Annotated in this window: 15 protein-coding genes; 14 read left to right on the top strand and 1 reads right to left on the bottom strand. The window is 38.9% G+C overall.

Translation table 11 applies throughout. The annotated features are described in order from the left end of the window. The first annotated feature begins 108 nt into the window (after window positions 1-108). Genes AC5YGI_RS14770 through AC5YGI_RS14810 form a run of 9 tightly spaced genes read left to right on the top strand, consistent with a single transcriptional unit; the run spans window position 109 to window position 13,828 of the window. Window positions 109-1,635, top strand: coding sequence for a pyridoxal phosphate-dependent decarboxylase family protein (locus tag AC5YGI_RS14770; RefSeq protein ID WP_496168811.1), 1,527 nt, complete (start codon window positions 109-111; stop codon window positions 1,633-1,635). Then, a complete protein-coding gene (locus tag AC5YGI_RS14775) occupies window positions 1,607-4,015 on the top strand; it encodes a GNAT family N-acetyltransferase (protein ID WP_496168812.1) in 2,409 nt (802 codons plus the stop codon). Before AC5YGI_RS14770 ends, AC5YGI_RS14775 begins: the two co-directional genes overlap by 29 nt. Continuing rightward, on the top strand, window positions 4,008-5,324 hold the full coding sequence (locus tag AC5YGI_RS14780; RefSeq protein WP_496168814.1) for a lysine N(6)-hydroxylase/L-ornithine N(5)-oxygenase family protein: 1,317 nt from the start codon (window positions 4,008-4,010) through the stop codon (window positions 5,322-5,324). Before AC5YGI_RS14775 ends, AC5YGI_RS14780 begins: the two co-directional genes overlap by 8 nt. Before the next feature lie 7 nt (window positions 5,325-5,331). Further along, the gene (locus AC5YGI_RS14785; protein ID WP_496168815.1) at window positions 5,332-7,143 is read left to right on the top strand and encodes an IucA/IucC family protein; all 1,812 of its coding nucleotides are present in this window, start codon (window positions 5,332-5,334) and stop codon (window positions 7,141-7,143) included. Then, window positions 7,140-8,543, top strand: coding sequence for an MATE family efflux transporter (locus AC5YGI_RS14790; RefSeq protein ID WP_430801573.1), 1,404 nt, complete (start codon window positions 7,140-7,142; stop codon window positions 8,541-8,543). The genes AC5YGI_RS14785 and AC5YGI_RS14790 overlap by 4 nt, the downstream gene beginning before the upstream one ends. Window position 8,544: 1 nt before the next feature. Further along, entirely contained in the window at window positions 8,545-8,790 is a 246-nt protein-coding gene (locus tag AC5YGI_RS14795) for an acyl carrier protein (protein WP_002979498.1), read from the top strand. Between the two features lie 4 nt (window positions 8,791-8,794). After that, window positions 8,795-10,183, top strand: a complete 1,389-nt coding sequence (locus tag AC5YGI_RS14800; RefSeq protein ID WP_496168818.1) for an AMP-binding protein — start codon at window positions 8,795-8,797, stop codon at window positions 10,181-10,183. Further along, entirely contained in the window at window positions 10,170-12,638 is a 2,469-nt protein-coding gene (locus tag AC5YGI_RS14805) for a TonB-dependent siderophore receptor (protein WP_496168820.1), read from the top strand. Before AC5YGI_RS14800 ends, AC5YGI_RS14805 begins: the two co-directional genes overlap by 14 nt. Before the next feature lie 2 nt (window positions 12,639-12,640). Continuing rightward, window positions 12,641-13,828: a PepSY-associated TM helix domain-containing protein gene (locus tag AC5YGI_RS14810; protein ID WP_496168822.1), complete on the top strand. Its 1,188-nt coding sequence runs from the start codon at window positions 12,641-12,643 to the stop codon at window positions 13,826-13,828. 488 nt (window positions 13,829-14,316) lie between these two features. Here AC5YGI_RS14810 and AC5YGI_RS14815 read toward each other — a convergent pair whose 3' ends face one another. Further along, entirely contained in the window at window positions 14,317-15,807 is a 1,491-nt protein-coding gene (locus tag AC5YGI_RS14815; protein ID WP_496168824.1) for an aminotransferase-like domain-containing protein, read from the bottom strand. Between the two features lie 66 nt (window positions 15,808-15,873). Here AC5YGI_RS14815 and AC5YGI_RS14820 point away from each other — a divergent pair, with 66 nt between their 5' ends. The 5 genes from AC5YGI_RS14820 (at window position 15,874) to bioA (ending at window position 20,846) form a co-directional block, all read left to right on the top strand. Further along, window positions 15,874-16,497 (top strand): hypothetical protein, encoded by a 624-nt coding sequence (locus AC5YGI_RS14820; RefSeq protein ID WP_496168826.1) that lies wholly within the window; start codon window positions 15,874-15,876, stop codon window positions 16,495-16,497. Then, window positions 16,490-17,599: an aminotransferase class I/II-fold pyridoxal phosphate-dependent enzyme gene (locus tag AC5YGI_RS14825; RefSeq protein ID WP_496168828.1), complete on the top strand. Its 1,110-nt coding sequence runs from the start codon at window positions 16,490-16,492 to the stop codon at window positions 17,597-17,599. The genes AC5YGI_RS14820 and AC5YGI_RS14825 overlap by 8 nt, the downstream gene beginning before the upstream one ends. A gap of 59 nt (window positions 17,600-17,658) precedes the next feature. Next, window positions 17,659-18,270, top strand: a complete 612-nt coding sequence (gene bioD / locus AC5YGI_RS14830) for a dethiobiotin synthase (RefSeq protein WP_496168830.1) — start codon at window positions 17,659-17,661, stop codon at window positions 18,268-18,270. 2 nt (window positions 18,271-18,272) lie between these two features. Continuing rightward, entirely contained in the window at window positions 18,273-19,253 is a 981-nt protein-coding gene (gene bioB / locus AC5YGI_RS14835; protein WP_496168832.1) for a biotin synthase BioB, read from the top strand. Between the two features lie 300 nt (window positions 19,254-19,553). Continuing rightward, window positions 19,554-20,846 carry an adenosylmethionine--8-amino-7-oxononanoate transaminase gene (gene bioA / locus AC5YGI_RS14840; RefSeq protein ID WP_496168834.1) on the top strand — a complete coding sequence of 431 codons (1,293 nt, stop codon included), beginning with the start codon at window positions 19,554-19,556 and terminating at the stop codon, window positions 20,844-20,846. Window positions 20,847-20,879: the final 33 nt, after the last annotated feature.

Raw genomic sequence — 20,879 nt, forward strand, 5'->3', positions numbered from 1 at the left:
ATAATAAAAAATGCAAAATTTAAAAACCTGACTATCAGATATATATAACCATATATCGAAAAAACCACAACAACTTACAGATTTAAAAAATCACATTACAAAACTTTTATGAACAACAATTTAATATCCCTAGAAGCGCTCGCAAGCACCACTTCACCTCACATTTCGGGGAATTTTGGGAATATTTTTCATCCTGACAATTATGATCATTATCGTAATGCTGTCAACAGTACTTTAGACCTGGTTCAGGAATTTCTTCACAGAAACAACAAGCCTTTCAGTGGTATCGAAGCCAGAACAATGAAAGGAATGGTACAACAGATTGATCTTAATCAAAAACTATCCAACTATAATGAGCTGCTTGCTGAAGTAGATGATATTTATGTAAAGCATGCCACCGCTTTTCACTTACCACAATATGTAGCTCACCTTAACTGTCCTGTAGTAATTCCTGCATTGGCAGGAGAAATCCTTGTAAGCGCCATCAATTCTTCGCAGGATACTTATGATCAGAGTGCGGGAGGAACCTTTATGGAAAGAAAACTGATCGACTGGACTGCGAGTCAGATCGGATATAATACGAATGAAAGCGATGGTGTTTTCACCGCAGGAGGCTCACAGAGTAATTTGATGGGATTGGTCATGATGCGTGACTGTTTTTCTCAGAAAAGATATAACCACAATATTAAAATGGATGGTCTGCCAGTGGAGGCAAGCCGTTTCAGGATATTTGTTTCCGATAAATCTCATTTCAGCAATCTGAAAAATGCGTCCATTATGGGACTGGGTGAGAAAAGTATTGTTAAAGTTCCGACCGATGAACGTTTCCGTATGGATATTTCTCTTTTAAAGAAATACATTAAGAGGGAAGAGCAACTGGGAAATATTCCTATCGGTATTGTGGCTACCGCAGGAACCACAGACTTTGGAAATATCGATCCACTGGATGATATCGCCAATATTGCAGAACACTATAACATCTGGATGCATGTAGATGCCGCTTACGGTTGTGCTTTATTATTAAGCGAGAAATACCGTGACCTGATCAATGGTATTGAAAGAGCAGATTCTGTAACGATTGATTACCACAAATCATTCTTCCAGCCGATCAGCAGCAGTGCTTTCATTGTTAAAAATAAAAAAGAACTGTTGATCCTTAAACACCACGCCGATTATCTGAATCCGAAGGAAATGGACGAGGAGGAAATTCCGGCACAGATCAATAAATCCATTACCCAGAGTACAAGAAGATTTGATGCGTTAAAACTTTGGTTTACTATAAGGATGATGGGTAAAGAACAGTTGTCAGAATATACAGACACCGTGATCGATCTTACCAAAGATGCTGCAGCGATGATCTCTGAAGATGCTGATTTTGAACTTCTTTCAGATTCCGACTTAAGTGTTCTTGTTTTCAGATATGTAGATCCGGAAATCAGTGATCTGAATGCCTTGAATCAGTACATCAAGATGAAACTGTTCTACAGCGGAGAAATCCTTGTAGCCAGTACAAAAGTGGATGGCAACTTCTATCTGAAGTTTACGTTCCTGAATCCGATTACGACTACGGAAGACATTCATCAAATTCTCACCACAATCAAAAACCATGGAAAAGACTTTAATTCAGAAAAATAGAACAGGAGAAAAAGCTAGGGAAATTACTTTCAGGATTCTGTTGAACGGAATGCTGAGAGAACTGGGAAACGGAAAATTCTACCAAGGCGTTCCGAAATATGATCTTCTAACGGCAAAAGCTCTTCAGAACAGTGATTATTCATTGTTTATGAGGTTTGAAATGAAGAAAAGCGGACTGTTTTTATTTGCTCCGGTTTCCTATCGTTCAGAAACTCTTTTTCATGAATACGGACCTGTTTTATGGGCGGTAGATCATCAAAATCAAAAAGTTTTTGAAGTGAATGATCAAAAGCTTACTGAACTGGTTTACAAAGAACTTTCTGAGTCTACCAACGAAACGGGTTTCAGAAACTTTGTGGAAAGAATTCAAAGCAGCTTAAGAAATCTGGAACAGACAACGGAAGCCTGTCTTCAGGATGATCAGCTGTTGACCTATTCTTTCCTTGAATCTGAGCAAATGCTTCCTGCAGGCCACAATCTGCATCCTTTCACCAAATCAAGAATGGGATTCTCTGAGGAAGAACAGCTTTTATACGGCCCAGAATTCGGAAAAGGATTTCAGCTGGATTATTTTCTGATTCATAAAGACTGCATTACAGAAAAATCTCTTCCGGGAATCTCGGCCAAAGAAATCTTTGAAAAATGGATTTCACTGCCAGAAAGCTACGATTTTGAAAACATCAATGACTTTTACATCGTTCCATGCCATCCATGGGAGGCACAATATCTTTTATCAACAGCAGAATACCCTGAAATGCTGGGTTCCGGGAAAATCATTCACATCGGACCATTAGGTGAGGATTTTTATGCAACATCTTCCATAAGAACGGTATACAATCCGGACTTCAGCTGGATGTTGAAATTCTCTCTGCATGTTTTAATGACAGGCTCTGTGAGAACAAACAGCTTAAAAGATCTCAACAGAGGTTATGCTTCCGCAATCTGGTGGCAGCATCAAAAAGCCTCATTTGAAAATGACTTTCCGAATTTTAAACTATTGCTGGAGCCTTCCACATTAAGCGTTCATTATGAAGGGAAGAATATGGACAGCCTGAATATTCTGCTCCGTGAAAATCCTTTTTCAAATGAAGATAAAGTGATTCTATTGGCAAGGCTTTGTCAGGATGAATCTACAGATGGTTTCAATTTTACAGCGCATTTCTTTAAGAATGTTGCGAATCAATTGGGTGTAGATGCAGAAAAAGCAACTATAATCTGGTTTGAAAAGTATGTAAACCTATTGCTTTCCCCTTTGAACAGATTGTACAATCAATTAGGGATGGCTCCTGAAGTTCATCAGCAGAATCTGCTTGTACAATTGGATAATCAATTGCTTCCTCAATCTATTTATGTGAGAGACGGACAAGGTTATTTAATCAAAGAAAGCTTTAAAGGACAATATGAATCTCTGATCAAAGATTATCCTGAAGTGGAAGACCTTTTCATCAGGGATGAGCGTCTTCTGGATATTATTTCTCACCATCTTCTGGTAAGTAACCTGAGCGCACTTATTGCTTCAATAGGTAAAACAGGTCTGGTTAAAGAAAGAAGACTAATCCATATTCTGTACAGGGAATTTGAAAATCTTCATGAAACTGAACCTTCCTCATTAACGGATTATGCTTTGAATCAAAGATATTGGGCCGTAAAATCAAATCTTCATTCTGCGGTTGCTGATGTAGACGGAGGCGTGAATGCTTCTTCAATTTCTTATGCTAAAGTTCCGAACCTTCTTCACAAGCACTTCTTCTCGGATCAGCTGATCAATCCGCAGGGAACAGAAGTTTTCTTTAAAAGGTATTTCCAGAAAGAGGATGTAACCATGAGTATGCGTCCTATAGATCTTGAAAACGACCTTGAAATGCTTCACGAATGGTTCAACCGTGAACATGCCGTAAAAATCTGGCAGATGAACTGGCCTATTGATGAGCTGGAAACGTACTACAGACTGATGCTTCCAAGTGATGAAGCCCACAGCTATATCATCGCAGGAAACGATGAACCTTCATGCAATATAGAGGTGTATTGGGCCTGCAGAGATATTGTAGGCGATTACTACGAAGTATTGCCTACCGATTACGGAACGCACCAGTTCATTGCACCTACAGATCCTAAAAAGAAATTTGTATCTCCATCCACGCAGTCTATGGTTGACTATGTTTTTGCACAGCCACAGGTAGGAAAAATGGTAGGAGAAGGATCTGTAGACTCTCTTGCGTCTATGATGAATAAAGCTCATGTAGGCTTCAAAGTAGATAAAGTAATAGAAATGCCTCATAAAAAAGCCAATCTGAACTTCTGTTACAGAGAATGGTACTGGGAAAAATTCCCACTAAATAAAGAGGTACAAATCACCACAAACATCACAAAAAATGACTAACGAAGCCATATACAATGTAATAGGCATAGGGATTGGCCCTTTTAATCTGGGACTTGCCGCATTATCCAATCCGATTCCGGAACTGAAAACCCTTTTCCTGGACCAGAGAGATGGTTTCGACTGGCATCCGGGACTGATGATTGACCATGTAACCCTGCAGACTCCATTTTTATGTGACTGCGTATCCATGGCCGATCCAACAAATCCCTTGAGCCTTTTGAACTATCTGAAAGAAACCGGAAGACTGTATAAATTCTTTATCAGAGAAGATTTTTTCATTCCGAGAAAAGAATATAACCGTTACTGCCAATGGGTCATCGAACAGCTTCCGCAATGCCGTTTTTCTACTCAGGTAGTGGATATTACTTATGAAGAAGGTTTATATCATGTGACTACGATTCACACCAAAACCAAAGAAACTACGGTTTTCAAAACGGAAAGACTGATTTTAGGAACAGGAACACAGCCTCATATTCCTTCTTTCATTCCGAAAGATGATTCCCGTGTTATTCATACCAGTTCTTATCTGTACAGAAAAGAAGAGCTTTTATCTCAGGGTAAAAAAATTGCGATTATCGGTTCTGGCCAGAGTTCAGCAGAAGTTTTTTATGATCTGCTTCAAAACAGAAATGAAGAAACACAACTGGGATGGTATTCCCGTCCGGACAGATTTTTCCCTATGGAATATTCTAAACTGACACTGGAGCTTACTTCACCTGATTATGTAGACTATTTCTACAACAGAAGTGAATCTGCAAGGAAAACCATTTTAAGCAAACAGCAGGCTCAGTTTAAAGGAATCAATTACGATCTGATCAATGATATCTATGATTTTATTTATGATCTGAATATTGATAATGCTGATCCTAATCTTAAAATTATCCCTAACAGCCAGTTGAATAGAGTAGACAACAGCAATCCGGATTTCATCAATCTTGAATTTACCCAGCTGGAACAGGAAGTACCTTATGACCAGGAAGCCGATTATCTGATTCTTGGAACCGGATACCGCTATCATGAACCTGCATTCTTACAAAATATTCAGGATAGAATCAAAAGAGATTCCAGCGGATTGTTTGATGTCAACAGAAATTATTCAATAGACCACAACGGAGGCGAAATCTATGTGCTTCACGCTGAAGTTCATACCCACAGCTACATTTCTACAGATCTTGGAATGGCTGCGTACCGTAATTCCTACATCATCAATGATATTCTGGGAAGAGAGCATTATAAAATTGAAAAGAAAATTGCTTTCCAGGATTTCGATGTAGAAAAATATGCTGATTTACCAACTGCCAAAATTTAATCAAAAAATGAACACCAACTTAAAAAATACAATAAGCCAGGAAAACTGGAATCAGGCCAACAGAAACCTAATGGCCAAAACCATCGCAGAACTGATGCACGAAGAGCTTCTGAAACCTGTGGTAACCTTTGAAGATCAGGACGGATATACAGTTTTCAAGCTCGAAACAGGATTTGAAAATATTTCATACAGCTTCCGCGGACAAGAAAGAATGATGGATTACTGGCACATCGATAAAAACAGCATTGCAAAAACAGAAAACGGTGAAGATTTGTCTTCTGTAGATGTAGCGGCTTTCTTCCTGGAAATGCAGTCTGTTTTTGATTTAGATCCTTATACCATTGCAAGATACACGGAAGAGTTACTGCATACTTTGTATTGTGATGCTTTAATCTTATCAAGAGGAGTAATGTCTTCAAAAGAACTTGCGGATGCGGATTATCAAACTGTAGAGCACAATATGACGGGACATCCATGGGTAATTGTGAACAAAAGTCGATTAGGTTTTTCTCCAAGAGATCTTAAAACATTTGCCCCTGAAGCCGATGAAAATTTAAAAGTAATCTGGCTGGCTTCTCATAAAAGCAGATCTTCATTCCAGTCTCTGGAACATATTGACAGAGAGCAGTTTTATCGTTCTGAAATAGGAGAGGATTTATTTAATGATTTTCAGCAGCAGTTGTTAGACAAAAGAAAAGTTGTTGAAGATTATCATTTTATCCCTGTACATCCATGGCAGTGGGAGCATAAGCTTCAGATACATTTTGCGGGAGATATTGCTTCAGGACTTTTAATTCAATTAGGAGAGGGTAGTGATACGTACAGTCCGCAGCAGAGTATCCGTACTTTATTCAACGTAGATTATCCTGAAAAGAGATACCTGAAAACGGCTGTTTCTATTCTGAGCACGGGAAATATCAGAGGATTATCACCCAAGCAGATGAAAATTGCTCCGGCCATTACAGACTGGGTAAAAGGCTTGATTAAAGATGACGCTTACCTTGAGAACAAAGAAACTATTTTCTTAGGAGAAGAGGCTGCAATCACCTACCTGCATCCACAATATGGAGCTATTGCGAGCGTACCTTACCAATATAATGAATTCCTTGGCGCATTATGGAGAGAAAGTGCTGAAAATTATCTGAAAGAAGACGAGCAAATGGTAACCATGGCTTCTTTACTTTATGTAGACGAAAGTGGAGTTCCATTGGTTCAGGCATTTGCTGAAAAAGCAGGTGTAAGTATCAAAGAATGGATTGAAAGCTATCTTGATGCCTATCTTACACCTTTGCTGCATATCTATTACACACATTCATTATGTGTAACGCCGCATGGAGAAAACATTATGGTGGTTCTGAAGAACGGAGTTCCGAAGAGAATTGTCATCAAAGACTTTGTGGATGATATTGTACTTACCACAGAAGCCAGAGAAAAACTTCCTGCACACCTTGCGGACGGTTTGATCCAGTCTTCCAACAAAGAAAACATTCCATTATTTATTTTACTTGGAGTTTTTGACGCTTTCTTCAGATATCTGTCGAATGCATTACACACGTACTCCAACTTTAATGAAGAAACATTCTGGGAACTAGTTCACAACTGTGTAGAAAATTATAAAGCTGAGAATACCCACCTTCAGGAACGATACGAAAAGTATGACCTGTACGTACCGGTATTCAAAAGATTCTATATCAACAGTCTGCGTCTGAAAAATAACGGTTACAGTGAAAACAAGGCATTTGCCATTCCGAGAAAAGACGGAGCACTGCCTAACCCGCTGTATCAGATTGCCAATAAAAATTCAGTAGCAGCAGTATGAGGAAATTCCTGCATATACTAAAAGAAGGAGCGGTTTTTACGTATGGAGCCATAGCCGGAAAGAAAGTTGAACTGACTTCCGGAAGTATCAACCGTTCCATCTTTAGTCTTGCCATTCCCATGGTGATGGAACTTGTCATGGAATCTGTTTTTGTGAGTGTCAATCTATTGATTATCGCAAAATTAGGCGACAAGGTTCTTGGGCTTGTGGGAATTACTGATAACTACATCAACTTCGCCTATGCCATCGCAGTAGGTTTGGGAATTGCAGCAGCAACCCTTACCGCAAGAAGAGCAGGTGAAAAAGATAAAGAAGGAATGGGCAGAACAGCTCAATATATCATCTTGCTGGCCCTGTTTTTTGCAGTGCTTATTGGTGGGGTTTCCTGCTTTTTCGCATCAGAAATTGTTGATTTTCTGGGAATCAATGCCAGTACGGTAACCGAAGGTGTTTCTTTCTCGAGACTGGTCTTCCTGAGTATCGGGCTGGTGATTCTCCGTCTTTCTGTGAATGGACTTTTCAGAGGGGCTGGTGATGCCGATATTGCCATGAAATCACTTTGGATCTGCCATATTTCCAATATCATTTTTGCAGTAATCCTTGTTTTCGGATTAGGATTTATACCTGCTTTTGGATTGATGGGATTGGCGTATGCTACAGTTTTATCAAGGCTTTTAGGGGTTTTATACCAGGCTTTTGTATTTGCCACAGGAAAAACCAGCATCAGTATCAGAGTTCCTTTACAACTTGATATTCCATTGCTGCAGAAGATTCTGAAACTCGCCTTTGGAGGATTGGTTCAGTATATCATCCCAACATCCAGCTGGCTGATTATGGTGAAGATCATCTCCACTTTCGGAACCACTGCGCTTGCAGGATATATTATTGCCCAGCGTATTGCTTCGGTAGCTACGATGCCTGCCTGGGGAATAGGAAACGCAGCAGGAGTGCTTACAGGACAGAATCTGGGTGCCGGAGAGCCGGAACGTGCTGAAAAAACAGTATGGAGAGCCGGAACGATCAACATGACATATCTGGTACTCGTAGCCCTATTCTGGCAGATTGCTGCGGAATATGTGGTGAAATTTTTCACAACAGAACCGGAAGTCGCCAGATATGCGGTTCAATACATCCATGTGGTCTCTATGGCGTATCTGCTGTTAGGATTCACCATGGTAATCAGCCGTGCTCTGAATGCGGCCGGAAACATTCTGCAGGTTACTTTGCTGTACCTCGTGATGTTTTATGTGATTCAGCTTCCGCTGGCTTATCTCTTAGGAGTAAGATTTCAGTGGGAACTGAGAGGAATATTTACCGCTATCGTTTCTTCGGAAATAGTTTTGGCTGTGCTATTCCTCATGATTTTTAAAAATGGAAAATGGAAAACTATAAAAATTTAAAATGAACACTACAGAAGAATTTTATGAAATTATCGCCTCTGCCATCGCCATCAAAAAAGAATTGGTAGATGAAAAACTAACGTATCAGGAAATCCCGGAATGGGATTCCATGTCTCACCTTCTGATCGTAGAAGCGCTTGAACAGTTTTATCAGATCAAGTTTGATTTTAACGATATTCTGGAGATGGGAACCGTCGGAAAGATTCGCGAAAAAATGAAAAAATACGATGTATTCGTAGAAAACTAAGCCTATGAAAATTTTAGAAAATGTAATTGCCAATAAGAACCTGGGGTTTACAGATGCTTCCACCGGTACAACAATAGCGGTGGGAACGCTGTACCGGTCTTTAGGCTTAAACCCCGTAGAAAAAGGACTGCTCTTTTTATACAATGACAATCAGTTGTCAAGTATTGAAGTGCTGCTCAATTTTTACGGAACAGCACACACCATTGCGGTACTGGGACAAAAACTGCATGAGGAATTCAAAGAACGTATTGAGGCAGAATACCGTCCGAAATACATCTTTGATCCGCAAAGAGAAGCCATTGAAGGATATACTCTTAAAGTATTCTCAGACAACATCAGTATCTTCGCAAAGGATGATTATAAGAGTGAAGTTACCATTCATCCTGACATCAAAATTCTTTTGAGCACTTCAGGGACAACAGGTGTTCCGAAACTGGTTAAGTTATCTGATGAAAGTCTTTATCAGAATGCTTTGAGCATTCTTCAGTACATGCCGGTTCAGAGAACAGATGTAGTTCCTTTAAATGTTCCGATCAACTTTGTATACGGATTCTCTATTTTCACGACCAACTGTATGCGTGCCGGAAGAATCGTGTGTACGGATAAAGACATTATGCAGAAAGCATTCTGGGATGAAATGGAGGAATACGGTTACAGTACTTTGGGTGGAGTTCCCTTTCTTTATGAAAACCTGAACAGAATAGGATTCTTCAGAAAAGACTCTCCAAGCCTGAGATATTTTACCCATACCGGAGGAGTGATCAACGCTGAATTGAGAAAAACGATTTTCTCTTATTGTCATGAGTTTAAAAAAGATTTCTTTGCACAATACGGACAAACGGAAGCAGGAGGAAGAATGGCTTACCTTACCACAGAAGGATTGCTGGAAGAAGAAACATCAATCGGAAATGTGGTAGAAAGAGGAAGCTTCAAAATTGATCCTGAAACTGATGAATTGCTGTTTTCTCATGTCAGTATTTTCGGAGGCTATGCCAATAAACTGGAAGATCTTGCTACGTATGAGCAGCCTTCCATACTGCATACCGGAGATACCGCCAGAAAAGGTGAAAACGGAATTTATTATATCACAGGTAGAATAAAACGTATCATGAAGCTTTTCGGAATACGTCTTAATCTGGATGAGGTAGAATTTATCCTTAAAAATGAAATGCAGGGCAATACTTTCGTATGTCTGAATGCCAATGATAAAAAAATCGTGGTATTGTATGACAATCCGGAAATAGATCCTCAGATCATTACCGAAACCATTAAAAATAAACTGCGTATTAATCCCCAATATGTACGCACAGAACGTATAGAGTCATTCCCATTATCACAAAACGGTAAAATAAACTATCCCCTGTTACAAAACTTACAGCATGAAAACATCTAAAACCCTTATATTACTTCTTGGTCTTGCTTTATCTTCCAACTCGCTTTCTGCACAGCAGGGCGACAGAATTCATGGCAAAATCATGCTGTCTGAAAAAGCACCGGTAAAAAACGCTATTTTAAGACTTGTCAACACGTCTTATCAGGCAAAAACCAATAATTTAGGAGAATATTACTTTGAAAATGTGCCACCTGGAGAATATACGCTTCAGGTGGTTTTAAATGACATCGAACTGATGAGAGAGCCCATCCACATTCAGAAAGATGTCTATGAAATCCCTGCGATCTACGCTCCTTTACACAACAATGTGATTGAAGGAATTACCGTATATGCAGTGAGCAGAAATAAATTTCTGGATAAAGACAGTACTTCAGTGGCTAAAATGCCTCTGAAAGTTCTTGAAAATCCACAGGCTTACACAAGTATCAACCAACAGATTATGAAGGAACAGCTTACTTACGATATTTCAGAAGTATTGAAAAACGTTCCGGGTATGGTAAAAATGCAGGGTAGCCCGGGAAGAGGTTCCGGAGACGGAAGTTTCTACTACAGCCTTAGAGGTTTTCCTACCAAAGTATCGATGGTAGACGGAGTGCCTGCAACCACTAACGGAGAAATAGATCCTGCCGACCTTGAGCGTCTTGAAGTCATCAAAGGTCCTTCCGGAACATTGTATGGAGGTGCGGTAACTTCCTTTGGAGGTTTGATTAACGCAGTAACCAAAAAACCGAAAGATTATTTCGGAGGAGAAGCTTCTTATCTGATGGGAAGCTACAACCTGAACCGTGTTACCGCAGATGTTTACGGACCGATTACAGAATCCAGAAATATGTTATTCCGTTTGAATGCGGCGTATCAGTATCAGAATGGTTTCAGGGATTCCGAATTCAGAAAATCATTCTTTGTAGCCCCTACAGTAAGTTACCAGGTTAATGAAAGGTTGAAATTTAACTTAGGAGCTCAGATTTATAATTATGAAGGAACCAATACTCCGATTATTTTTCTGACCAGAACAAGACCCTATGTTGCTCATACACCAGATGAACTTGGATTCGACTGGAAAAGATCTTACTCCAACAATGATATGACTTTAAAAGCTCCGTCTATCAATGTAAAAGCAGAGGCTAATTACAAAATTTCGGATCAATGGACTTCGCAAACGTTGCTTTCAAGAAACTTCAGAAAAACGGAAGGATTATATCAATATCAGTTTATCAGAGGGACAACCAGTGATGCTTTGCTGGAACGTAACGTACAGTGGCAGAACTCGGAAGCTTCTTCTACAAGTGTTCAGCAGAACTTCAACGGAGAATTTAATATCGGAAAAATTAAAAATAAAGTGTTGATCGGATTAGATTATTTAAATCAATCGATCAACAATAATCATTCTCCGATTGTAGTATATGATTACATTGATGGGACAAATCCTACGGGGCCGGTAGTGGCACCGGTAACCGGAGTTTATGGTAATATATCCAGAGATCTGGCACTTCAGAAAATTCAGACTGCAACTCAGGCTGCTATTGTGGCAGGTAAAACGCCTTTGGTAAGAAATAGCAATTCATCCAATCTTTACGGAGCTTATATTTCAAACGTAACCTATATTACAGACCGTTTGATTACGCTTTTAAGCTTGCGTATGGATCATTACGAAAGTAAAGGACAGCTTAATCTGAATGATAACAAACGTACCGGTGATTTCAGTCAGACCGCATGGTCTCCAAAAGTAGGAATTGTATATCAGATCGTTAAAGATCAGCTATCTGCTTATAGTAATTATATGAACGGCTTCAGCTATACAGCTCCTGTTACCCAGCAGTTACCCGACTATAGCGGAGATATGAAACCACAGATGGCCAATCAGTGGGAAGTAGGAATCAAGGGAAATCTTTGGAGAAATAAAGTGAATTTCACAGTTGGATACTACGATATCCTTGTTGATAATATCCAGAGAGGAACCGGAGTGATCCGTGACGGAAAAGAATACAATATTGTTGTTCAGGATGGAAAGCAAAGAAGTAAAGGGATTGAAATCGAAACCATCATGAATCCTGTTCAGGGATTAAACATTATGGCCGGATATAGCTATAATCACAGCAGATATGAAAAAGCTGATCCTGCTGTAGATGGGCGCCGTCCGGAATCTGCAGGTCCTGCCAATGTATTCAATTCATGGATCAGTTATATTCTTCCGATCAAAGGACTTCAGGGACTAGGAGTAGGTTTCGGAGTAAACCGTGTGGGAAAACAGATTACCGGAAATAAAACCGTTACCGGACAGTTTGCATTTCCTGCCTATACTTTAGTGAATGCTTCCATTTCCCTTGAAAAAGAAAGATACAGATTAGGATTTAAAATGAATAACCTGGGCAATGCACAATATTTTGCAGGGCAGGGAGTGGTAGTCGCTCAGATGCCTCGTAATTTTGTTGCTGAGGTAAGCTTTAAATTTTAAGAATGAAGCTGAAGTTTAGAAAAATTGCCTATCAGTTACATCTATGGCTCGGACTAACGTCCGGGCTTATAGTTGTTATCATGGCCGCTACGGGATGTATCCTGGCTTTTGAAGAAGAATTAAAACATATTGTTCATCCCAACCGATATTACGTTGAAAACATCGGAAGAAACAAACTTTCATTGTCTGAACTTACGGAAAAAGCAGAAAAAGCACTTCCAGAAGGTTTAAAAGTCAAAAGGGTAGTCATTCCTTCCGATCCCTCACGGACCTATGTATTCCGTACCTTAAAAATGGATAACGAAGCATGGACGTATTGGGGAACTTATCTTTATTATTATCGAATTTATGTAGATCCTTACACCGGAAAAGTGCAGGAAGTAGTAGACGCCAAAAAAGACTTCTTTGAAATTGTCCTGGACCTTCACAGAAGACTTCTGCTGGGGGAGAAAATCGGAAAAGCAATTACCGGTTATTCCACATTGATATTTGCTGTGATTCTTCTATCAGGGCTTGTGATATGGTATCCCCGAAAAATGAGTAAAGCCATGCTAAAAGGAATGTTTTTCATTAAAATATCAGCCAACTGGAAAAGAATCAACTATGATGCTCACAATGTGCTGGGATTCTATGCCATTATTCCTTTACTCTTAATCTCTTATTCCGCATTGATATGGAGCTTTAAAGATATAGATCAATGGGTAAAGAACACACTGAACGGAAATACTCCCACAGAAAAGAAAGCAAAAAGTACAATTCCTTCCGAAGAATTTTCAAACCGTGAAAATATCCTCAATCTCATTGGAAATACCATGGAAAGAGGGTTGAAGGACAAAAAATCAGCACTTGTTAATTTTCCAAGATCGGAAGAAGGAACCTATTATGCTGAACTGACTTATGGCGGCAGGCAATACAGAAATGAACATTTTAATTTTGATCAATATTCAGGAGAAGTTTTAAAATCTCAATCATATAAAAACAAAAATACCGGATATGGAACCGCATTAAGAGAAAGAAATTATGATCTTCACACCGGAAGTATCCTGGGACTGACCACCAGAATTATTTATTTTCTGGCAGCCATTATCGCATTATCACTCCCGATTACCGGTTTTATTATCTATTTGAATAAGAAAAAGAAGAAACCAAACCATAAGAAAAACAAAGTAATTTTTCCTTCTCATCATTAATAAAAGCCTCTGGAAAGGGGCTTTACTCTTTTTAAAACCACAAAAGTCACAAAAGCTTTTATTTTAAAAATACATTGGTTCACTTAATTAAGTTGAAAACGAAGATGTAGAAAAGTTCATATAAGATAAAAATCAAAGATTTTCTAAAAACTTATGTGTACTTATTAAACATAAAGCAGGCTCTTAAAAATTGTAAGTGATCAAGACTTTTGTGCCTTTTTGTGGTTAAAAACAATTATGTAGAATGCTATACAATTTCTATTTATAAATATTCTCAATCAATTTTATCAGAGATAAAATCCTCGCGCCTTAAAAACAAACTATTATAATCTTACTTGCGCCTTTGCGTTCAAAAAATTAAATAATCTCTTTTTTTGGAAAATCGCAAAGGTGCAAGTTTTTTAATATTCATGCATTTTTAAGATGCAAGAAAATCAAAGATTTTTAGCAAGAGAAACCGTAATTTATTCACTCAGTGTGATATTTCATCACCCAAGCAATCCCTTCACATTTTTAGTAAAAACTTCAATTCCTTTATTCATCTCTTCAAAATTAAGATCACCAAATCCCAGACGCATAGCCGTAAGCCCTTTATTCTGATATAGCAAAGTCTTTGGAATGAAAAGATTGTCTTTTGCACAGTTCCTGCTCAACTGCATCAGATTCAGTGGAATATTCCATTCCAGCCATATGGCAAGCCCTCCGGAAGGTCTTTGAAAAGTAATAAAATCCGCAAGATTCTCTTCCAGCAATCCGGAAAAATAATCACGCCTTTCCTGGTAGACTTTTAAAGATTTTTTCAGATAACGGTTGATTTCTCCTTCCGCAATCATTTCTCCAAGGGCTCTTTCCATCAGAATATCGCCCTGGCGGTCAATAATTCCCAGGTATTTACGCATTTCTGTCATCAGATTCTCAGGAGCCACAATAAATCCTGTCCTGAATCCCGGAGCCAGAGATTTCCCGAAAGATCCGATATAGATCACCATTCCGTTGGTATCCGCACTGGCTAAAGGAAGAATAGGACTTTTATCATAATGAAATTCATAGTCATAATCGTCCTCCAGGATAATAAATCCGTATTCATTGGCCAATTCCAATAACTCAAATCTTCTCTGAGCGCTCAAAGCAACGGTAGTAGGATAGTGGTGATGAGGGGTCAGATAAAGCATCCGTATTTTCTGCTTTTTACAGGCTTCTCTTACGCTTTCCACTATAATTCCTTCCTCATCAATGGGAATGGAAACAATATCAACACCAGCTTTCATAAAGATCATATTGACGGAGAAATAACTCAAAGCTCCTACCAATACGGTATCACCAGCCGAGAGAAGAATTTCAGAAACAATATAAATACTCATTTCCGTGCTTCGGGTGATCAACAGATTGTTCTTGGAAATAGGAAGCCCGCGGGAAAGATTCAGATATTGGGATAAATGTTCTTTAAAAAATTCACTCCCGTCATGATTATAATGGCCAAAAGCTTTCTGGCTTGATTTGCGTTTCAGGATAGAACTGTAAAACCGGGAATGCTGTCCGATTTGCGTTAAGCGGATATCCGGCACTCCATCATTAAAGACATACTCACAGTTTGAATGCTCAAAAGGATTATCTAAAATATTGGATGTTTTGAATGAAAAACCAGTAGAAACAGGGTAGTTCTGAAGGTTATTCTGCTTAAAATCGTTCAGTTTAACGGGTTTTTCCTGATCTTTTCCAATCACAAAAGTTCCTTTGTTCGGGAAACTCTCCGTCCAGCCTTGGGCAGAGAGTTCATCGTACACCGCAACCGCTGTATTCCTGTGGATCTCCAGCATTTCACTGAACGTTCTTGTCCCCGGCAGCTTCGTTCCAAAAGGAAGAAACCCTCTCTGAATCGCATTGATCAGCTGATTGGCGATTTGTAGATAGATAGAAGTCTCTGATTTTCTATCAATTTTTATAAAACTTTCGTAAGGAATCTTAACCGGACTATCCATAATATCAAAACTGGCACCATACAACCATCCGGCAATATACTACTTTTGACATCAAAATAAAAATCTATGGAATTTCATCATCTGTTAAAAAGAATTGTACAGGAAGGAAGTACCCACGCCAAATGGCTGAACACGCTTTCTTTTATGGAAAATGCCGGTGCAAGAAAAATATCAAAATGTGAACATCCAACCCTGGTTTCTCAGATCCAGCTGAAACATGCTGCTGAGGAACACCGTCATGCTTATTATTTAAAAAAACAAATTGGTAAAATAAATCCAGAGCTTTGCAAAACCTATGAAAGCACAGAACTTCTGGCACCTATCGCCACAAGCCAATATCTTCACTCATTGGATATTAAAGCCTGCCGTTATCTTCAGAAAGCTTTCAATCTTGACAAAACAGATATTAAATATGCCGCTTATCTTTTCGTAACCTATGCGATTGAAGTTCGGGCAGATGAGCTTTATCCCGTATATCAGCAGGCACTTACCGAAGCTTCTTCTAAAATTATGGTAAAATCTATTATTTTGGAAGAAGAAGGACATTTGGAAGAAATGATTCATCAGCTCAATGAATTTTCACCAGACTGGAAACACCATGCAGACCAAATTCTGACCATAGAAAAAGAATTGCATGAAGAGTGGATCAATGCCATTACACAGGAAGTTACACAGTTGGATTATGCTTAATAATGTTTCTCTTTTTCAGGAATCTCTTGACAAAAGAAAAGAGGAGGGAACATTAAGACGTTTAAAACTTCAACCAGATGGAATTGATTTTTATTCCAATGATTATCTGGGATTTGCAAAAAGTAAAGACCTTCAACAATTACTGCTGCAAAAGGTTACAGATAGCCCTGAATTGCTTTCCGGAAGCACAGGTTCAAGATTGATTAGCGGGAACAGTGATATTGCAGTTTCCGTGGAAAAGGATATTGCCAAAAAACATCAGTTTGAATCTGCATTACTTTTTCCATCCGGATATAATGCAAATCTGGCTTTGTTTTCTACGCTTCCCAACCGCCATGATACTGTGATGGTAGACGAACAGATCCATCGTTCAGTACATGATGGCTGCAAACTATCCAATGCTAAAAAACTGAAATTCAAACACAATGATATCGAAGATCTTGAAAATATTTTAAAAAGACAGAAAGGACATTGTTATATCGCGATAGAAAGTCTTTACTCCATGGAAGGAGATTTTGCTCCTATTCAGGACATCGCTGTGCTTGCCAGTCAATACAAAGCCTCTCTGATTGTAGATGAAGCCCATGCATTTGGGGTTTTTGGCTATGGTTTGATTGAAAAATACCAGTTGCATGATCAGGTTTCAGCAGCAGTTATAACTTACGGAAAAGCTCTTGGAAGCCACGGAGCAGCAATTCTCTGTAATGAAACAGTGAAATCTTATCTGGTCAATTTTGCAAGTCCGTTCATCTATACCACATCAGCACAGGATTTTCAATGGATGAGCATCAAAACAGGATATGAATTTTTAGATCAAAATCATGAACCGGCTGAAAAACTTCAGAATAATATCAAAGTTTTCCGAAGCAGAAAATTACAGTCTCCATCGGCAGAAACAAGTCCGGTTCAGGCTATTGTGATCCCCGACAATCAAAGACTGAAAGAATTACAGGATATTTTATCTGAAGAAGGATTTTTGACCTATGCTATATACAGTCCCACAGTAAAAGAAGGAAGCGAAAGATTGAGAATCTGCCTCCATAGCTTCAATACGGAGGAAGAAATCGTAAAACTGACAGGAATTATTAAAGAATTTATTTAAAACAAAAATAAACTTTTAACAGCCGGATCACGAATCCCGAACCCCGCATCACGAAAAACATGAAATTATTTATAACAGGAATAGGAACCGAAATAGGAAAAACAGTCTGCTCAGCCGTCTTGGTTCAGCATTTTAAAACAGAATACTGGAAACCCATACAATCCGGAGATCTGCACTATACAGACAGTCATAAAATTGAAGCATGGACTGATACAAATGTCTGTCATCCGGAAACTTACCGTTTACAGCTGGCAGCCTCACCTCATCAGTCGGCAAGAGAAGAAAATATCACCATCAATCTGAATGATTTTCAACTCCCCAAAACAGCAAATCCACTCATTGTAGAAGGAGCCGGAGGTCTTATGGTACCGATTTCAGACACAACATTTATGATCGATCTGATTGAGGAGTTAAACATTCCGGCAGCGCTGGTTGTAAGAAACTACCTGGGCTGTATCAACCATAGCCTGCTTTCAATCTTAGCCTTACGACAGAGAGAAATTCAGCTGGAATATTTAATTCTTAACGGAGATTTTCCCGAAGATACAGAAAGAGTGATCTGCAGTTTTATTGAAAAAGAAACAAAAATTATAAAGATTCCTGAAATCAAAAATACGGATAGGGAATCTATACAACATGCTGCAAAACAATTAGTAATAACAAAATTATGATAATGGATACAACAACATTGAGAAACAACTGGACTAAAGAAGAGATCGAAGAAATTTATCACCTTCCCCTGATGGAACTTATTTATAAAGCAGCCACCGTACACCGCGAATGGCATGATCCTTCCGAAGTGCAGATATCTACTTTATTATCCATCAAAACAGGTGGATGTCCTGAAGACTGCTCTTATTGTGGACAGGCAGCCCGTTATCACACGGATATTAAAGTACAGGCTTTATTACCTACAGAAACCGTAATTGCTCATGCTCAGAAAGCAAAAGATTCAGGGTCTTCAAGATTCTGTATGGCGGCAGCATGGCGTGAAGTTCGTAATAACCGCGACTTTGACAGGGTAATTGATATGGTAAAGGGAGTAAACGAACTTGGCCTTGAAGTTTGCTGTACACTGGGTATGCTTACCGAAGAACAGGCGATCAGACTTCAGGAAGCCGGATTATATGCTTACAATCACAATCTGGATACTTCTGAACAGTATTATGAAGAGATCATCTCTACCAGAACTTTCGATAACAGGATCAATACGATCAACAATGTAAGAAAAGCTGGCATCACCGTGTGTTCCGGAGGAATTATCGGACTTGGAGAGACCCACAGAGACAGAATTTCAATGCTTCTGACACTGGCAACAATGCCAAAGCATCCTGAATCCGTTCCAATTAATGCATTAGCAAGGGTAGCGGGAACTCCGTTAGCAGATAATGAAAAAGTTGATACCTGGGAAATGGTCAGAATGATTGCGACTGCAAGAATCGTAATGCCTTCTTCTATGGTAAGATTGAGTGCAGGTCGTATAGAAATGTCTGAAACAGAACAGGCATGGTGCTTTATGGCAGGAGCCAATTCCATTTTCACGGGAGAAAGAGAAACCTTATTGGTAACGCCTAATCCTGGAGTTTCTGAAGACATGCAGATGCTTCAGACCTTAGGATTGAAACCTATGATGAAAAAAGAAACATGCTGTTAGATAATTATGAATTATAAATGATGAGTGATGAGCTGGATTATGAGTATTATAATTTTTATCGCAACATTGGTATCTGATTTCATCAATACTAATATTAGTTTTTAACGCTAAGGTTCGCAGAGTAATTCTGAAAATATTTCGCTCGCAAAGGCATTCTATTCAGCAAGGCAGAATGTTTCTAATTGCTGAGTGAAACGCCTTTGCGAACTCAGAACAACAGTATGCAAAGTGAAAAACCTAGCGACCATAGCGCTAAAACTTAAACAATTTATCACTGATTATTACTTTTTACATCAAAATATGAATACAATAACAAAAGAAATCAGCCTTCAAAAAAGAGATAAAGCGGTCAACTGGCATCCGTACACCCAGATGAAAACAGCTGACGATGCCACTCCTATTGTAAAAGGAAAAGGAATTTATCTGTATGATACCGAAGGAAAAAAATATCTGGATGTTGTTTCATCATGGTGGGTAACATTGCACGGCCATTCTCATCCTTATATTGCTCAACGTGTTTTTGAACAGTTGAATACACTGGAACAGGTGATTTTCGCCGGATTTACCCATGAACCTGCGGTACAGCTTTCAGAAAATTTACTGAAACTTCTTCCTGCTGGCCAGGAAAAGGTCTTTTATTCGGATAATGGCTCTACCGCAGTAGAAGTTGCTTTGAAAATGTGTATTCAATATGCATACAATAAAGAGAAAAAGAAGACGAAGATTTTAGCTTTTAAAAATGCGTATCACGGAGATACCTTCGGAGCCATGTCTGTAAGCGGAAAAAGCTTTTGGACAAAACCTTTTGAAAGTATGCTGTTTGAAGTTGTTTTTATAGATACGCCCAATGCAGAAAATCTGGAAAGCCTGCAGAAACAGATTAAAGAATTAGCTGATGAAGTGGCTTGTTTTATCTATGAGCCATTAGTTCAGGGAGCTGCCGGAATGCTGATGTATAAAGCTGAAGACCTTAGTCAGCTGATGAAATTCTGTAGAGAAGAAGGCGTTCTCATGATCCAGGATGAAGTTTTTACAGGGTTTGGAAGAACAGGTAAGCTTTTCGCAGCAGATTATCTTACGGAAAAGCCGGATATTATGTGTTTTTCAAAAGGATTGACAGGAGGAACCATGCCTATGGGAATTACGACCTGCTCCAATGAAATCTATGATGCTTTCCTTTCTGAAGACCGCTATAAAACCTTATTTCACGGGCATTCGTTTACAGCTAATCCTTTAGCTTGTACCGCGGCTCTTGCCAGTATGGAATTACTATTGACAAATGAAACTCAAATGAATATCAACCGCATCACTCATCAACATTCAGAGTTTGTGAAAGCACTTGCTTTGCATCCTCATGTAGAAAAGGTTCGTCAGATCGGAACTATTTTAGCGTTCGATTTCAAAACCGGGAATGATACTTCTTATTTCAATGAAATAGGGAAGAAGCTTTACAATGAATTCTTACAGAGAGGGATTATCATGAGGCCGTTGGGAAATGTAATATACCTGGTTCCACCATATTGCATTACATCAGAAGAATTGGATTTCGTTTATCAGAATATTACGGAGGTGCTGGATCAGTTTAGAGAATAAACGATCCGTTCCGGTAATAATTATTTTTAATTT

This window comes from Chryseobacterium sp. CS3K3.1 (genome assembly GCF_059515165.1).

Coding starts and splice junctions, on each gene's coding strand:
- AC5YGI_RS14770 (WP_496168811.1), top strand. CDS start 109: ATGAACAACAATTTAATATCCCTAGAAGCGCTCGCAAGCACCACTTCA.
- AC5YGI_RS14775 (WP_496168812.1), top strand. CDS start 1,607: ATGGAAAAGACTTTAATTCAGAAAAATAGAACAGGAGAAAAAGCTAGG.
- AC5YGI_RS14780 (WP_496168814.1), top strand. CDS start 4,008: ATGACTAACGAAGCCATATACAATGTAATAGGCATAGGGATTGGCCCT.
- AC5YGI_RS14785 (WP_496168815.1), top strand. CDS start 5,332: ATGAACACCAACTTAAAAAATACAATAAGCCAGGAAAACTGGAATCAG.
- AC5YGI_RS14790 (WP_430801573.1), top strand. CDS start 7,140: ATGAGGAAATTCCTGCATATACTAAAAGAAGGAGCGGTTTTTACGTAT.
- AC5YGI_RS14795 (WP_002979498.1), top strand. CDS start 8,545: ATGAACACTACAGAAGAATTTTATGAAATTATCGCCTCTGCCATCGCC.
- AC5YGI_RS14800 (WP_496168818.1), top strand. CDS start 8,795: ATGAAAATTTTAGAAAATGTAATTGCCAATAAGAACCTGGGGTTTACA.
- AC5YGI_RS14805 (WP_496168820.1), top strand. CDS start 10,170: ATGAAAACATCTAAAACCCTTATATTACTTCTTGGTCTTGCTTTATCT.
- AC5YGI_RS14810 (WP_496168822.1), top strand. CDS start 12,641: ATGAAGCTGAAGTTTAGAAAAATTGCCTATCAGTTACATCTATGGCTC.
- AC5YGI_RS14815 (WP_496168824.1), bottom strand. CDS start 15,807: ATGGATAGTCCGGTTAAGATTCCTTACGAAAGTTTTATAAAAATTGAT.
- AC5YGI_RS14820 (WP_496168826.1), top strand. CDS start 15,874: ATGGAATTTCATCATCTGTTAAAAAGAATTGTACAGGAAGGAAGTACC.
- AC5YGI_RS14825 (WP_496168828.1), top strand. CDS start 16,490: ATGCTTAATAATGTTTCTCTTTTTCAGGAATCTCTTGACAAAAGAAAA.
- bioD (WP_496168830.1), top strand. CDS start 17,659: ATGAAATTATTTATAACAGGAATAGGAACCGAAATAGGAAAAACAGTC.
- bioB (WP_496168832.1), top strand. CDS start 18,273: ATGGATACAACAACATTGAGAAACAACTGGACTAAAGAAGAGATCGAA.
- bioA (WP_496168834.1), top strand. CDS start 19,554: ATGAATACAATAACAAAAGAAATCAGCCTTCAAAAAAGAGATAAAGCG.